The 14819-nt window shown below is 65.3% G+C and carries 15 protein-coding genes and 1 tRNA gene; 6 read left to right on the top strand and 10 right to left on the bottom strand.

What is annotated here, in order from left to right; genetic code table 11:
* Window positions 1-376: 376 nt before the first annotated feature.
* Complete coding sequence (locus DL240_RS03645; protein WP_146618079.1) at window positions 377-1618, bottom strand: hypothetical protein; 1242 nt, start codon at window positions 1616-1618, stop codon at window positions 377-379.
* A gap of 286 nt (window positions 1619-1904) precedes the next feature.
* Here DL240_RS03645 and DL240_RS03640 point away from each other — a divergent pair, with 286 nt between their 5' ends.
* Window positions 1905-2411 (top strand): metallophosphoesterase family protein, encoded by a 507-nt coding sequence (locus tag DL240_RS03640; RefSeq protein WP_111728487.1) that lies wholly within the window; start codon window positions 1905-1907, stop codon window positions 2409-2411.
* 2 nt (window positions 2412-2413) lie between these two features.
* On the opposite strand, the gene DL240_RS03635 is transcribed toward DL240_RS03640, so the two are convergent.
* The 3 genes from DL240_RS03635 to DL240_RS03625 all read right to left on the bottom strand — a co-directional run bounded on the left by DL240_RS03635 (window position 2414) and on the right by DL240_RS03625 (window position 4963).
* The gene (locus DL240_RS03635) at window positions 2414-3028 is read right to left on the bottom strand and encodes a methyltransferase domain-containing protein (protein ID WP_158542329.1); all 615 of its coding nucleotides are present in this window, start codon (window positions 3026-3028) and stop codon (window positions 2414-2416) included.
* 28 nt (window positions 3029-3056) lie between these two features.
* The gene (locus DL240_RS03630; protein ID WP_111728485.1) at window positions 3057-4436 is read right to left on the bottom strand and encodes a dicarboxylate/amino acid:cation symporter; all 1380 of its coding nucleotides are present in this window, start codon (window positions 4434-4436) and stop codon (window positions 3057-3059) included.
* A gap of 95 nt (window positions 4437-4531) precedes the next feature.
* The gene (locus DL240_RS03625) at window positions 4532-4963 is read right to left on the bottom strand and encodes a DoxX family protein (RefSeq protein ID WP_111728484.1); all 432 of its coding nucleotides are present in this window, start codon (window positions 4961-4963) and stop codon (window positions 4532-4534) included.
* A gap of 296 nt (window positions 4964-5259) precedes the next feature.
* Between DL240_RS03625 and DL240_RS03620 the strand changes: the two genes are divergently transcribed.
* Window positions 5260-5664, top strand: coding sequence for a hypothetical protein (locus DL240_RS03620; protein WP_111728483.1), 405 nt, complete (start codon window positions 5260-5262; stop codon window positions 5662-5664).
* 80 nt (window positions 5665-5744) lie between these two features.
* On the opposite strand, the gene DL240_RS03615 is transcribed toward DL240_RS03620, so the two are convergent.
* Window positions 5745-6644: a ParB/RepB/Spo0J family partition protein gene (locus DL240_RS03615; protein ID WP_111728482.1), complete on the bottom strand. Its 900-nt coding sequence runs from the start codon at window positions 6642-6644 to the stop codon at window positions 5745-5747.
* A 20-nt stretch (window positions 6645-6664) separates the two neighbouring features.
* On the bottom strand, window positions 6665-7453 hold the full coding sequence (locus DL240_RS03610; protein ID WP_111728481.1) for a ParA family protein: 789 nt from the start codon (window positions 7451-7453) through the stop codon (window positions 6665-6667).
* 275 nt (window positions 7454-7728) lie between these two features.
* Here DL240_RS03610 and DL240_RS03605 point away from each other — a divergent pair.
* Window positions 7729-7802 (top strand) — tRNA-Pro (locus DL240_RS03605).
* Window positions 7803-7962: 160 nt separating this feature from the next.
* Here the strand turns inward: DL240_RS03605 and DL240_RS03600 are convergent.
* Window positions 7963-8748 (bottom strand): hypothetical protein, encoded by a 786-nt coding sequence (locus tag DL240_RS03600; protein WP_111728480.1) that lies wholly within the window; start codon window positions 8746-8748, stop codon window positions 7963-7965.
* Between the two features lie 221 nt (window positions 8749-8969).
* Between DL240_RS03600 and DL240_RS03595 the strand changes: the two genes are divergently transcribed.
* The gene (locus tag DL240_RS03595) at window positions 8970-9830 is read left to right on the top strand and encodes a UbiA prenyltransferase family protein (RefSeq protein WP_111728479.1); all 861 of its coding nucleotides are present in this window, start codon (window positions 8970-8972) and stop codon (window positions 9828-9830) included.
* On the opposite strand, the gene DL240_RS19545 is transcribed toward DL240_RS03595, so the two are convergent.
* The 3 genes from DL240_RS19545 to DL240_RS03585 form a co-directional block, all read right to left on the bottom strand.
* On the bottom strand, window positions 9783-10124 hold the full coding sequence (locus DL240_RS19545; protein ID WP_146618078.1) for a hypothetical protein: 342 nt from the start codon (window positions 10122-10124) through the stop codon (window positions 9783-9785). The genes DL240_RS03595 and DL240_RS19545 overlap by 48 nt on opposite strands.
* Before the next feature lie 119 nt (window positions 10125-10243).
* Complete coding sequence (locus tag DL240_RS03590) at window positions 10244-11470, bottom strand: THUMP domain-containing class I SAM-dependent RNA methyltransferase (RefSeq protein WP_158542328.1); 1227 nt, start codon at window positions 11468-11470, stop codon at window positions 10244-10246.
* Between the two features lie 43 nt (window positions 11471-11513).
* Window positions 11514-12212: a pirin family protein gene (locus DL240_RS03585; RefSeq protein ID WP_111728477.1), complete on the bottom strand. Its 699-nt coding sequence runs from the start codon at window positions 12210-12212 to the stop codon at window positions 11514-11516.
* A gap of 356 nt (window positions 12213-12568) precedes the next feature.
* On the opposite strand from DL240_RS03585, the gene DL240_RS03580 reads away from it, so the two are divergent.
* Both DL240_RS03580 and DL240_RS03575 read left to right on the top strand, forming a co-directional pair.
* Window positions 12569-13249 (top strand): hypothetical protein, encoded by a 681-nt coding sequence (locus DL240_RS03580; protein ID WP_111728476.1) that lies wholly within the window; start codon window positions 12569-12571, stop codon window positions 13247-13249.
* Window positions 13246-14742 (top strand): peptidoglycan DD-metalloendopeptidase family protein, encoded by a 1497-nt coding sequence (locus DL240_RS03575; RefSeq protein ID WP_146618077.1) that lies wholly within the window; start codon window positions 13246-13248, stop codon window positions 14740-14742. The genes DL240_RS03580 and DL240_RS03575 overlap by 4 nt, the downstream gene beginning before the upstream one ends.
* The last annotated feature ends 77 nt before the right edge of the window (window positions 14743-14819 follow it).

The following is a 14819-nucleotide window of genomic DNA, read 5'->3' as shown; positions in this document are numbered from 1 at the left end:
AGAACGTGGACCTGGCGCAGACGAGCAGGTGGCCCGTCCGGTGAAGGAAGGGAGCCAGCAGGCGCACGGAGGCCGTCGAGGAGGGGCCGAGGCGCGTCCTGAAAGGAAGGGGCTGGTATGAAGCGAAGGGGTGAGCTGTGAGGCTGAGGATCGCTGATGGGGGGCCGGGGAAGGCCGGGTATGCGCCCCGAAGAAAAGCCGGGGGGCAAGGAGGGACGACCGACAGGGGGGCCGAGGAGAGATGCGCGCTGACGAGGGCGGAAGGGGCCTGGTCGATGTGGCACACGAACTAAAAAACCCCGAGCGCCAAAAGGCGCTCGAGGTCTGGTGTTAAGCCGCCCGGGGGCGACTCAATACGTAAGGTGTGGCGTCCGCCTTAGAAGCTGTAGCCCGCGGCCACCGAGGTGAACATACCGCCACCGGCGCCGCCGAGGAAGTCGGGGCCGTTGACGATGAAGCCGGACTGGAAGGCGCCGTCGAGGGTGAAGTTACCCAGCTCCACACCCAGGCCCGCGCGCCAGCCGAAGTTGCTGGCACGGCCGCTCATGCTGCTGGAGTCGGAGACGTTGTTGCCGGCGTTGGGATCTTCTTCGCTGGAAGCGATCGTGACGCTGTAGGAGTACTGCGCGCCGGTGCGGAAGTAGAGCCAGTCGAGCAGCTGGATGTCGGCGGCGACGTGCAGACCGGGGAGGAGCAGGTTGGTCATGCCAGTGCCGTCGAAGTCGGTATCTTTGTCGAGATCGGTGCTGCTGGTGGAGAAGCCGAGCAGACCGTACCCGGCCAGGGTGGTGTTTTCTTTGATGTGGTAGACCGGACCGGCACCGGCAACCAGGCCGAAAGCGGTGGTGCCGCCCTCGTTGCTGCCGGTCTCCACGCCGTTGGCGTCATAGGAGCGGGTGGTTGCGCCGCGGCTCTCAAAGTTGATGTCACCCAGGACACCGAGTTCGGTGCGCTCGGCCATGGGCAGGTAGGCCCGGGCGGTGGCGCCGACGAAGAGGCGGTTGGTGTCGAGGACGTCGTCTCCGCCGTTGATCTGGTTGCCGGAGTTGAACTGGATGTTCAGGCCGGTGTCCACGCGGGTGTCACCGAGCATCGAGTAGCCCAGGGTCAGGCCAACGAAGGTATGCGAGGTCGAATCGACCACGTCTTCGGCGTCGACCTGGCGCGTGGCGCCGTTGCCAAAGGAGAGGCGCGCACCGGCGGAGCCGCCGCCCATGTCGGCGCCGACGAAGAAGTCGAGGATGGTGTGGGGCTGATCGACCAGGCCAGGCAGCGGGTTGGCAACGTTGCCCAGGTTGGGGTGCCCCAGGTTGTAGGGGTAGGTGCCAGGGCTGAGGAGGTCGCCGCGGTAGATGCCCAGACCGTAGGCGAAGGACTCATTGCCCAGAAGCACCAGGCCGGAGCCCGCATTGGGCGCCGCGCCGTACTCCAGGCTGAGCAGGTTGTTGTACTCGGTGGCGGCCTGCGGGAAGAGGTAGACGTCGTTTTTGTCCAGGATCAGTCGGTTCTGACCCAGGCTGGCACGGCGGGCGGCGTCGGCCTCGGGGACCATCGCGACAGTCAGGCTACCGGCGGCGGCCAGGGTGAACATCCAACGCAATTGCGCATTCATTTTCATTTACTGCTCCTTGGTTGTGATGACTCGGGGGTCATCCATTACAGGCGGCCGGGCAACGTTCCGGCCTCCTCACGTCGAGTGGTGTTACCGTGACGATTCAGAGTCCTGCATGGTACCAGCGTTTCGTACGCCTCGGGCCGAGAAGCGCCAGGGAAGGGAGCTTTTCTCGACCCGAGTTGGCGCCATCGTGCACAGGAGAATGGTGGGGTGCAAGATCATTTTTAGACACGTCGCGTCGTGACGGGTCAGTCATAATGCGGGTTTGAGAGAACGCAGAGAGGTGGTGATGGGACGCCGAAGCATCGGGCTGGTGTCGGATACTCACGGGTGGCTCGACGAACACGTGCTCGAAGTATTCAAAAACGTCGAGCATATTGTGCACGCCGGGGATGTGGGCACGATGGCGGTGATCGCGCAGTTGGAGAGGGTCGCGCCGGTGACGGTGGTGCGGGGCAACATCGACGGGGGGGAGTTGCGTTTTTTTCCGCTGGAGGCCCAGATTCAGCTCGGCGCCACGACGATTGCCGCCCTGCATATTGCCGGCTCGCCGAAGCGCCCCCGGGCGGCGGCGCGGGAGTTGATCGCCCGGCTTCGGCCCGACGTTCTGGTGGTCGGCCATAGCCATATTCCGGTGGTCGGGAGGGTGGGGGGCACGCTGTGGATCAATCCCGGGGCTGCCGGGAGGGTCGGGTTTCATAGCGAGCGCTACGCGGCGATTCTGCACATTGAGTCCGATGGCTCGCTGGCCCTGGATCGGGTGGTGCTGGGGCCGCGCAGCGGGAAGCGGGGGTGAGGCTAGCGGCGCACAAAGAGCCCCAGCCACTCCAGGCCTTCACGGCCCGGGTGGCTGAGTCGGGCGGGCACCGGCTCCAGGCGTCGGGTGGTGAAGTCGGTGGCAATCAGGGCTTCCACATCGGCCGGACGCAGCGGAAAGGGCGGGCCCTGGGCCATGCGCTCGGCTTCGCGCTCGGGGTGGTCCTGGAGTACCGGGAAGATCAAGGCGGCCAGGATCCCTCCCGGTGCGATGATCTCGGCCATGCGCGCGGCCCAGCGCGGGCGCAGGGAGGGATCGATGGCGCATAAAAAGGTGTAGTCCCAGACCAGATCGAAGGGGGCGCCCGGATCGTCGTGGAAGAAGTCGCCGGTAAGGTAGAGGGCGCGCTCCGGCGAGATGCCGGCCTGTGCGCGCACCTCTTCGAAGCGGGCCCGGGCCGTGGGGGCCAGATCCTGGCCGGTGGCGACCTCGAAGCTCTCGGCCAGGGTGACCACGTCGTAGCCCGCGCCGCAGCCGGGGACCAGGGCGTGGCGACCGCGGAGTTCGCCGGAGGCGACAAGGTGTTGAAGAAGGGGAGAGGACTGACCGGCGTCCCAGCCGGTGCGTCCCTGCTGCCAGGCGTCTTCCCAGCTCATAAATCTCCTGTTGTGTGCGGGCAAATGGTCAGGGGATGGCGTCGGCGCCGCGCGCAAAGAGCACCGACTCGTCGATGGCGTCTTCCAGGTGGGCAATGGTCGTGGCGCCCACCGAGTCGCTCCAGACATTGATCATGGTGCGGGCCATGTCCAGCGGGCGATCGATGGCCCAGAGCAGGGCGATGAGCTCCAGCGGCAGGCCCACGGCCTCGAAGATGATGACCATCATCACCAGGCCGGCGTGCGGGATGCCGGCGGCGCCGATGCTGACCATCAGCGCCAGCATCACGATGGTGAGCTGGGTGCCGAAGGTGAGCACGAACTCCGGGTGGGTCGTGGCGTAGACCTGGGCGACAAAGAGCACGGCCACGCACTCGTAGAGGGCGGTGCCGTCCATGTTGATGGTGGCGCCTAAGGGGAGGACAAAGCCGCCGACCTGGTTGTCGACGCCCACGCGATCTTCGAGCTGCTCCAGAGTCATACCCAGGGTGCCCGAGGAGGACGCCGTAGAGAAGGCGGTGAGCAGCGTGGCGCTCATCGCCCCGAGCATGGTGTAGGGGTTGCGCCGGGTCAGCAGCCAGAAGAGCAGGGGCAGGGTGATCAGACCGTGCAAGAGGAGCGCGGCGGCGACCGTGGCGGCGTAGCCCACGACGCTGGTCAGGGCATCCGGTCCGGTCATGGCGATCAGGCGCGCGATCAGCGCGGCAATCCCCACCGGGGCCAGGGAGATGACAAAGAGCGTCATCTTCATCATCACGGCAAAGACCGCCTGGAAGAAGCCATCGATGGTTTCCAGAAAGCGCTCTTCTACGCGGAGGGCAAAGAGCCCAAAGAGCAGGGCAAAGAAGATCACGCCCAGCAGATCGAAGTTGGCCGCCGACGCCACCACGTTTGTCGGGACCACCGAGAGGATCATCTCCCAGGGGCCGGTGGGCTCCGGAATCTCGACCTGGCCCACGGCCAGGGGGACCTGAAGCCCGACGCCGGGTTCCAGGAGGTTGACCAGGAGCAGGCCCAGGAGGATGGCCAGCAGGCTGGTGGTGACGTACCAGGCGGCAGCGCGCACGCCGATGCGGCGCAGCCGGGAGAAGTCGCGCATGCCGGTCACCCCGCAGATCAGCGAGGCAAAGACCAGGGGGATGACCAGCATGCGGAGCAGCGCCAGAAAGAGTTCGGCCAGACCATGGGCCGCGGCCCCCGGCGGGGTCTCGCGGACCAGGCGGCTGAGCTCCGACTGAATCTCGCGCGTGGCACCGACCAGGGCTTCGGAGGTGTAGCCCGGTCCCAGGACCTCCTGGCGCGCCTGCTCCAGCAGCGTGTCGTAGTAAGCGGTATGCAGGGCCATGCCCCAGACGACGCCGGCGACCATGCCGATCAGGATCCACCAGTGGAGTTTGATGCGTTGCATAGGGGCTGCTCCCGGGCTTCGGTTCGATGGGGGGATCGAAGTAAAGCGCGTGCGCCCGCTGTGCACAAGGCCGGCCTGGCCGCCGGGGGGCTGACTCAGGAGTGGCGAGCGCCCTTTTTGCGGGAGATGAGCTGGTCGAGGGAGAAACGACCCGGGCCGGTGAAGAAGAGCCCCAGGTAGGCAAAGCCGTACATCAGGGCGAACTCCTGCTTGCTGAAGGGATCGTCGCCGTGCACGACAAAGGCCGCCACGGCCATGGTGAAGACCAGCGGAACGCTGACCAGACGGGTGGCCAGGCCGAGCATCAGCAGGAGGGCGCAGCCCACCTCGGCGCCGATGGCCAGTACCAGGCTGAGCTGGCTTCCGAGCCCGAGAGGATCGGGAAAGAGGTTGGCTTTCTCAGAAAAGGTTTGAAGTTTGGGCATGCCGTGAGCAAAGAGCATCGCTCCGCCAAACCAGAGGCGAAGGATCAGCAGGCCCAGATCGTTGAAGGTGTTGCGAAGACGGGAGGGGATCAGATGTTCCATGGTGCACTCGTTTGCGTTTGAAAAAGGAGGGGCCGGAGGTTGGCGTCCTTCAGGAAGCACAGCGGCCCGAGCATTGTGGCCTTTGGGGGGCCCGATTGCCTGCGATGGGCATCGCTACTATTGTCGGCGGCGTCAAGCCACACTTGGGGTGAAGCGCCCGGGGCATGGCGAGGCGGTGATTGCTCCTTGCAGGCTACAGGGCTATCTGTGGGCAAGTACGCAAGCTTGCGTGCGGGTGTAGAGTGAGCGTGGCGAGCGGGCGAATGGACTTATCTAAACACAAGTGAGCGGAGACGATGGCACTTACCTGGTGGATGATCGTGATGGCGATTGCGGCGGTGGCCGTGGTGCTCTGGCAGTTCGGGGCGGGGCGCCTGACCAAACCCCTGGAGCAGGCCATGCGTACGGGGGAGATTGCCGGCGTGCTGGCAGCGGTGGAGTCGGCCTCGCCAAAGGAGCAACCCACGCTCTGGGACCACGCCATCGGAGAACTCTGGAAGAGTTACCACCGCGAGACGGCCATCAGCCTGATCCGTGAGGCCGCCACGCGCTCCGATGCCGATATCGTGCAGTACTGGGTGCGCCAGGCCATGGAGGTAGAGCCCGAGATCGCCTCGCAGGTCTTCTCGCCAGAGTTTCTGGAGGCGTACTTTAAGCCGGATGTCGCCGCGCGTTGCGGCCGAAAGGGCTGCTGCGGCTGAGCGCCGGGGAGAGAGGGGGAAAGAACCAAGACGAGCCCGGCGCGTCCACGCCGGGCTCGTCGCTCTCTGGAGGGCTACCCTTACTCGGTGGGGCCAGGCTCGTCGTCGACCTGGATGCGTTCGAGCACCGACTGAAGGATCTCGAGATCGTCGTAGTAGATTTCGATTTTGCCTTTGCCCTGGCGATCTTTGACTTTGACGCGGGTGCCCAGGCGGTGCTGGAGGCGTTCGGTAAGATCGCGCACCAGGGCATCATCGCGGTAGCGAATGCGCTGGGGTTTGGCGCGCTGCGGCGGGGGCTCTTTGAGGTTGCGGACGTACTCTTCGGTCTCGCGTACCGACCATTCCTCGGCCACCACCTGGGCTGCCAGGCGTTCGGCGGGCTCGGCCTCCAGGGTGATGATGGCGCGGGCGTGCCCGGCGCTGAGCTCGCCACTGGCGACCAGGTCGAGCACGAATTCCGAGAGGGTGAGCAGGCGCACGGAGTTGGCCAGGGCGCTGCGGGATTTGCCCACGCGGGTGGCCAGCTCGGCCTGACTCAGGCCCGAGTCATCCAGCAGTTTCTGGTAGGCCAGGGCTTCTTCAACCGGGTTGAGGTCTTCGCGCTGAATGTTCTCGATCAAAGCCAGGGTGTAGGCCTCGGTCTCGGTCACATCCTTGATTACGACCGGTACTTCGCTGAGCCCGGCGAGTTTGCAGGCGCGCAGGCGGCGCTCCCCGGCAATCAGCTCGTAGCGTCCCTGGCGCTCGCGCACGACCAGAGGCTGAATCAGCCCGCTTTCTTTGATGCTCTCGGAGAGCTCTTCGATGCGATCGCCGTCGAAGAAGGTGCGCGGCTGGGGGCGCGCGGTGTCGATGCGGGCGATGGGCAGGCGAATGAACTCGCGCTTCTCGGCGCTCTCGCTCTGTTTGGGGATGAGCGCGCCCAGGCCCTTGCCGAGCGCCTTGCGCCCGGACTTCTGGTCGTCGGTCGGTGCCATGATTTTCCTTGGATGACTGCTCAGGCCGAGGCGCTGTGCCCCTGATGCCCGTTACGCTTGAGGAACTCGCGGGCAAAGTCGCGGTAGGAAATCGCGCCGCGGGAGCTGCGGTCGTATTCGCTGATCGGCATCCCGAACGAAGGCGCCTCCCCCAGGCGCACGTTCCGGGGGATCACCGTCTGGAAGACAAGCTCGCCGAAATGGGTGGAGACTTCGGTGGCGACCTGCTCGCTTAAGTTGGTGCGCGAGTCGTACATGGTCAGCAGGATGCCCTCGATGGTCAGAGCCGGGTTGAGATGCTCGTGGATAAGCTCAATGGTGCGCAGGAGGTGGCCCAGCCCCTCCAGTGCGTAGTACTCGGTCTGGATGGGTACGAGCACGGTGTTGGCGGCCACCAGCGCGTTGATCGTGAGGAGGCCCAGCGAGGGCGGACAGTCGAGGATGATAAAGTCGTACTCCTCGGGGACCTCTTCTAAGGCTTTGCGCAGGCGAAACTCGCGATCGCCGGCGTTGACCAACTCGATCTGGGCGCCGGCAAGGTCGGTGGTGCTGGGGATCAGGTCCAGGTTCTCGGTGTTGGTCGCGCGGATAAGCCCGGAGATGGTGCGGGTGCCCACGAGCGCGTCGTAGATCGAGGTGTCACATTCCAGGCGGTCCACCCCCACGCCACTGGTGGCGTTGCCCTGGGGATCGAGGTCAATCAACAAGACCCGGCACGACTCGGCGGCCAGGCAGGCTGCCAGGTTCACCGAGGTTGTGGTTTTGCCCACGCCCCCTTTCTGGTTGGCAATTGCGACGACTTTTTTCACGATCGCACCTCAAAGACCTGCTTCTCAGGGGCTGCTCCCAGCCCCATACGTTTTCGCGTGCCCCTGCCATCCTGGCGTGCGTCGACCCGGGGGGGCGACGAGGGCAGCGCATGATGGATCGCGGATCGGGAAAGTTCAAGGGTTGGGATGAGGGCCGAAAGAGGGGGGGAGAAAAATTATTTCAAAAAGGTGTTGACGGGTCAGTCTGGCATGGGTATTACAGCCTTCCACTCGACGAGGGCCTGCAACACGGGGCCGCAGCGAGTCGGAAATGTCGGGGCGTGGCGCAGCCTGGTAGCGCACTTGCATGGGGTGCAAGGGGTCGCAGGTTCAAATCCTGTCGCCCCGACTTTTGGAGAAACCCGCGAAGCTTTTGCTTCGCGGGTTTTTCGTTTCTTGCGTAACGGGCCCGGGCGTATCTGACGCCGTAGTGGGGCGGAAGCACTGGGGGGCGAGAGAGAAGAGGGCCGGGGAGCGGGCCTTCGTTGTCACCGCGCCCTGCCGGAGAGTTAGTTTTGCGGGCTGGCCTGCGTCTGGTGTCGAGCTCGCCGCCGTTTGTTGAGGAGCGTGAGGATCGTTCGCGGTCCCAGGCTCAGGAGGGTGGTCAGCGTGAGCGGGACGGCAAAGACCAGGACCTGGCCCTGGCCGGCGCGGGGGCATTCCTTGAAGAAGCGGCGCAACGCCGGCTCGGGGCGCTGTTTCCAGCTCTGAAGCTCGTGGTCGCTGATCGGGTAGTAGGGGCCCTCGGACATGGACCAGCCCTCGGGGTGGTCGGTGCGCATGTGGCAGAGGTCGGCCAGCCCATCGAAGGTCGCGCGTAGTTCCGAGGGGACGTCGGCGTCGAGGGCGGTGGGCGGAAGAATTGCGGGAAAGTAGCGGGAGAGGCGCAGGTATGTCACCGGGCCGGCGGATTGGGCGATGAGCCAGGGCTCTCGCCCTTGCAGGTGCGCGCGTAGGGCCTGACGAATCAACTCGCGGGGGCCAAAGCGCTCAAAACTTCGGGAGCCCCGGGAGTTGTGCTCGCGATCTTTGGCGACGACGCTGCGAAGCACCGTGTACTTTTGCCCGTGGAGGGTGACCGGCATCGAGGCGACGAGCTGAAACCCCCGAATGTTGTCGCCTTCTTTGAGGAGGACGCCCCGGCAGCACTCGATGCCCTCGTAGAGGTACTGGTCGAGAAAGTGCTGGTAGGGCGCCCGGGGAAAATAGAGCAGGATCAGGGTGTGGAGCTTGCGAAAGAGCTGATCACGTTGGGGTTCGGGGATCTCAAACGCGTTAAAAAACTCGAGTTTCATCGGGGTCGCCTGCACTCAGTGTGGATCGGGGCGGCCACCCTTTCAGACCACGGCCGGGGGATCAAGATTTCTGAGCCGGGATTCAGCGGTCCGAGGGGCGTTGAGGCTGCGCTGGATGCATCAAGGGAAGCCTGCATAAGGGACGCGGGGAGTGGATGAGGGGTGGAGCGTCGTGGGCGTGACTGATACTTAAGGAGGCGTCGACGTACGAGGTTGAGTCTGTGAAACGCCTGCTAAAAGCCCTGATCTTCTCCAATGTGCTGGTGGCTGCCGGCGCCGGGGCGCTCACGCTGGGCAGCGGGCATCTCTGGGGCACGCCGGCGGGTGAGCTGGCGGGGCTGGGCGCGCTGGTCTTCTGCGCGACGTTGGCGGTGTACAGTCTGGATCGCTGGGTGGAGGGGCGGGGGGAAGATCGTCTGGCAGGTAGCGTGCGCCATGTGTGGCTGCAGGGGCACCGCCGGACGATGAGTGCGTTGATCGGGGTGGGGCTGATTGGTGCGGGGCTCTCGCTGTGGTGGGTTCGGTTGGAGACGGTCCTGGCGCTGATTCCGCCCGGGATGGTGTCGGTGGGCTACAGTCTCCCGGTGCTCGTCTGGAGGAGCGCTCGTCTTAAGGATGTGCCGGGTTTTAAGACGCCGGCGACCGCGCTGGTGTGGGCGGCGGTGACCTGCGGGCTGCCGCTGGTGGAGTCGGGAGCGGCGGTGAGCCCGCAGGTGGCCGCGTGGCTTGTGGGGGAGCGCACCTTGTTCATTTACGCGCTCACGTTGCCTTTTGATGTGCGCGATCTGCAAAGCGATCGCCTGGGCGGTGTCTTGACGCTGGCCGGGCGACTGGGGGAGGCGCGTTGTTTTGACATCGCGCAGGTCGCGGCCTCGGTGGTGGTGCTCTCGGCCCTGCTACGGGGGCTGTGTGGGGTGGCGTTCGGGCAGTGGGCCACGGCGCTCGCCAGCCTCGCTGCGCTCGGCTTGCTGCTGGCTGGCAAGCGCCGCTTTGCGGCGCGCCGTCCCCCCGGCGAACTCTACTACGCGGGAGGTCTAGACGGGCTGATCCTGGTCCAGGCGCTCCTGTTGCTCCTCGGCTGAGAGCCGAGGCGTTGCCGGGACCCGCTGCAGGAAGGTCTCCCGGTGGCACGCCGGCCCGAGCTCCCGGAGGGTAGGCGCCGTGTAGTCGGCTCGGGGCGGCCGTGGGGGGCGTTTAAAATGGTAGATCTTGGCTTTACCCCCGGGGGTAAACGCCACCAGCACCGGATCGCCCTGCTGGTGCGCTTCGGCGGGGCGGCGCGTGCGCCCCTCAAACATGGCGTCGAGCTTTCTACGAATGCGCTCAAGGTGTCGGCTGGGTCGGCCAAAGAACTTCCAGGGCGTCTGAGGTGCCATCGCGTCCTCTCGAGAGGGAGGGTGAACTTCGTGGTGGTGAAGTTGCGAGGTACGTCGATGTCGCTACGGCCTGATGTCTTGTTGAGGGAGCGTATGCCGCGTGGTGCGGTCTACGGTCGTCATTTGGCTGCAGGGGGCGTGCCGATCCACAGGTCCACCGAGATGCCGCCGTTGAAGACGGTGGCGACGCTCTGGAGGCGGTTGCCGGCGAGTTTGCGCACCTGGTCCGCGCGCTCCCGGGGCCAGATAAAGGCCAGTGACCAGGTGGGCAGGCGGGACTGCCAGAGATGAAACAGGGAGGAGAGCGCGTCGCCGGTGGCGAGTCGCTCCCCGTAGGGTGGGTTGGTCAGAATCCAGCCCGGCTCCGTAGATTCGGGAGCGGGCCGATCCTGAAGAGTTGCGAGCGTGAGATGAAGTTGCGCATCGACGCCGGCGCGGCGGGCGTTGGCGCGGGCGGCCTGAAGCACGTCCGGATCGCGATCGGAGCCTTCGATTGGCGAGGGGTCGGGGGGCGACGTCGGTGCCGGGCGATGCAGGGCGGTGCGGACTTTGTCGAGGCGGGCCGCCTCGAAGTTGGCCCAGCGCTCAAAGGCAAAGCGGCGCGCGAGGTTGGGCGCGATGCGCTGACGCATCAGCGCGGCTTCGATGGGAATGGTGCCGCTGCCACACATCGGGTCGAGCAGGGGTTGATGGGGCTGCCAGCCGATCTGAAGAAGGAGGCCAGCGGCGATGTTCTCGCGCAGCGGGGCAGGTCCGGCTTCGGTGCGCCACCCCCGGCGCTGGAGACGCGAGCCGCTGCTGTCGAGGCTGAGCTGGCAGCGATCGCCATCAATGCGAATGAGAATGCGCTGGGCGTCGTCGCCAGAGGAGAAGAGGGGCGCCGGCTGGCCCAGCTCTTCGACAAAGCGCTGGGAGATGGCCTCTTCGACGACCTCGGTGATGGTGCCGGTGTGGACCATGCGGCTCTGCCGACTGCTGGCGCGCAGGTTAAGCGCCAGCTCCGGGGGAATGAGGCGTTCCCAGTCAAAGCGGCGACATTTTCGAAAGAGCTCCGAGGTGTCGCGGGCGCGAAACTCGTCGAGGCGCAGCCAGATGCGGGTGGCCGAGCGCAGGGCCAGGTTGGCCTGGTAGAGGGTGGTGTAGGTGGCGTCGAACTCGACGCCGCCGGTGACCATGCGCGGGCGTTTGATCTTGAGGTCGCGAAGCTCCGAGAGCAGCGCCTCTTCGAGGCCGGGCTGGGTGGTGGCGAAATAGGTCTGGGCCATGGCAGTGCGGGCATCCGTAGGAGAGAAGGCCGGGGCGAGGAGCGCGGCGCCGACGATGCCCGCGTGCGCCGGTGGGCGCAAGTCGCCTGCGTGAGGAGTGCAGGTGAGCGCGGCCACGATGAGCTTATGCCAGGTCGAAGAGGAGGACTTCGGCGTCTTCGCTGGCTTCGAAGGTGAGGCGAGGCTCCTGGCTGGCGGCCAGGCTGTCGCCGGCGGAGAGTTTCTGGTCGTTGACGGTGAGCGTTCCCTTCACGACCTGGACCCAGGCATGGCGTTTGTCGTCCAGCTCCATGGTGACGCAGTGGCCGGGTGTAAGATAGGCGGCGACGATGCGCACATCCTGGTGAATACTCAGCGCATTCTCATCGACCTGCGGGGCCGCGATAAGGTGAAAGGTATTGGGGGATCCCCGAAGATCGAAGGATTTCTGCTCATAGGATGGCGAGAGTCCCGGGGTGTCCCGCGGGAGCCAGATCTGGAGGAAGCGCACCGGTTGGGTGTCGGAGCCGTTGAACTCGCTGTGGCGTACACCGGTCCCCGCGCTCATGCGTTGGACCTCACCGGGGCCGATGGTCGAGCCGTTGCCCATGGAGTCGCGGTGCACGAGTTCGCCTTCGACGACATACGAGATGATCTCCATATCGCGGTGGGGATGGGGATCGAAGCCGGCGCCTGGTGAAACGATGTCATCGTTGATGACCCGAAGCGCGCGAAACCCGGAGCGTTCCGGGTTGTGGTAGGCGCCAAAGGAGAAGGTGTGGCGAGAGTTCAGCCAGGCTGTGCGGGTGGTGCCACGTTCGTGGGAGGTGAAGTGTTGTAACATGTGGGCTCTCCGTTCGGGAAAAAAGGGCGGTTCGCCTGGGGGGCCGTCGCGCTTCAAAGTGGCGACAATGTAAGCAGTGACCCGGGTGAGAAAAGCTCCCGGCGGGACAAAAGGACGGTGTGTCAATCTGGCACAGACGCAGCGCGTCAAAGGGGAACGTAGGCTTCGACCATTTGGTCAGTTTCCGGATGGGCGACGCTATGGCATGGTGCGCCCGCCACGACGGCCGCAAGGGGGGAGGTGTGGCATGGTGTGTGCATGGGTGGTTGTATGTAGGATAGATGGTTTCATTTATATCCTGAAATCATGACGATTAAGCAGTAATGGAGTCAGGCTGAATGAGAAATGAGAAGAGAATGCACCGACGAGGATCTGGAGCGCTGGTTGCGCTTCTGGCCCTGTTTGGAACCGTGGGCTGTCAGGAGGTCCAGCAGAGCGCCGAACCTGAGGTGGAAGCGGCCCAGCGCGCGCTGGTGGAGGATGGCGCGCTGACCGACCGTGAGGAGCTCGCTGCCCGGGATGGCTGGGCGGCGGAGGAGGGCTCCGAGGTGGTCGTGGAGACCCGGGAATCGCCTCAGTCCTACCTGATCGATGTGGCCTGGGAGGATGTCGCCGGCTACGCCGAGCTTGATCCGGCCCTGGTCGATGCAGGGGTTCTCAAGCACGTCAGTGTGTTGGAGCTGCCGGTGCTCCTTCCTGCGGTTCCGGAAGTTACCGAGAAGCTGCAGGTTTCCACTGGCGAGCAGTGGTACACGGCCTTTGCCGACCTGGGGGACTACTCGGTGTGGATGACGGCGTCGCGGGTGGGATTTGAGCGCGTCGGACCCGCCGGGGAGCTGGCTGATGAAAAGCTCGCGGAGAGCGAGTTGATGGTGGGGCGGGCCTCGGGCATCGCGGAGCTGAGCTTTCCGCTGGCGAACCTTGTCTACACGATCACTGTGGAATGCGCCGATCCGATGGGGGATGCGCGCTGCGCGAAAGATGACTTCATTCTGAAGCTGGCCGAGTCGCTGGCGCTGGCCGGAGGTGTGCAATGAACGCAGCGCGAATGATGATGGCGGCGCTGGCCGCAGCGACGACTCTGGCGATGGTGCCGGCACAGGGATTTGCCCACGGTGATTTTCGCTATCACCCGCCCGGTGATCTGGAGCCTGGCAGTGGCCGGGGGCGCGTCGACAATACGGTGTATGTGCCGGGCATGCGCTTTCCGATCAAAGATGCGCCGGCCTACGCCAACTCGCAGGTGCATCGCCCCGGTGGATACATTCTGGGCGGCTCTCAGTGCGATAGCTCCAACTACGCGTACCCCTGGCGCGACAATTACTGTGAGACGCGCCAGTACAACATGCCCCTTTGTCCCAGCGGCAAAGGTCACCAGGGGCAGGACATTCGGGCCTCCACCTGCGAAAAGGACAAGCACGATGTGGTGGCGACGGTCGACGGCACCATCACCGGTATCGGCACCTATTCGGTGAGCCTGACCTCGGCCGATGGCACCACCCATCGATTCTTGCATATGAGCCGGGTGGCCGTGCGGGTGAATCAGCGGGTGACCAAGGGAACGGTGCTGGGCAAGGTCTCCAACTACATGGGGGGCACGCCCACGACCATTCACCTCCACTACGATATTCGTCGCAACGGCCGTTACATCCCTCCCTACCTGAGCCTGGTGGAGTCGTATAAGCGCCTGGTGGGGGCAAATGAGCCCGCTCCCGAGCCGGCTCAGCCCGGCGGCTGCGTGCCCACGGCCAGCGATAACGCGCGGGGCTCGATCTTCGCTGATATGCCGGTCGGGCAAAATGGGTACGGCGAGGCGAAGCTCCTCTATGAGGAGGGCATCACCACCGGATGCAGCCAGTCTCCGCTGATGTTCTGCCCGAACTGCTCCACCACGCGGGCGGCTATGGCGGCGTTGTTGGTTCGGGCTGCCGGTCTGAACACCACGACGCCGCCGGCGACGCCGACCTTCAGTGACGTGCCGCGCTCCCACAGGCATTACGCTGAGATCGAGGCGGCTGCCCGCGCCGGCATTACGCAGGGCTGCGGCAGTGGGCGCTTCTGCCCGGGCGACGCCATCAACCGCGCGCAGGCCGCGGCGATGGTGCGGCGAGCCGCCGGCTGGCCTCAGGTTAACCCCTCCTCGCCGAGTTTTGCAGATGTGCCCACCTCGCACGCGCACTACAAAGACATCGAGGTGCTTGCCGATCGCTGTGTGACCAACGGTTGTCGGGCCGGAGAGTTCTGCCCGACGCTGGAAGTTCCCCGCGCGCACGCGGCGACCTTTGTGGCCCGCGCGTTTAACCTGAAGAACATCAACCCGTGTGCGGAGGACTCCGGCTCGACCGTAGGCGGAAATCCCGGGCCGGGCGGTGATGACGATGATACCCCGCCGTCGAATTCTGGCGGCGGGTCCACGACCGTGGAACAGACCGCAGGCTGCTCGCTGGTAACTTCGGGCAGTCCCTCGGGGCCCCTGGCGCTGGTCGCAACGCTGCTGGGCATGGTGGCGCTTCGCCGTCGTCGTCGGTGAGTGCTGTGATGGCGTCTCGGGAGTGATGCCTCATCCCGAGGGGCCATGGCCCAGAAGGCCGCATGTGAAGTAAAGAC

Source organism: Lujinxingia litoralis (genome assembly GCF_003260125.1).
GTDB lineage: Bacteria > Myxococcota_A > Bradymonadia > Bradymonadales > Bradymonadaceae > Lujinxingia > Lujinxingia litoralis.
This window is presented reverse-complemented; position numbering and strand designations above follow the sequence as displayed.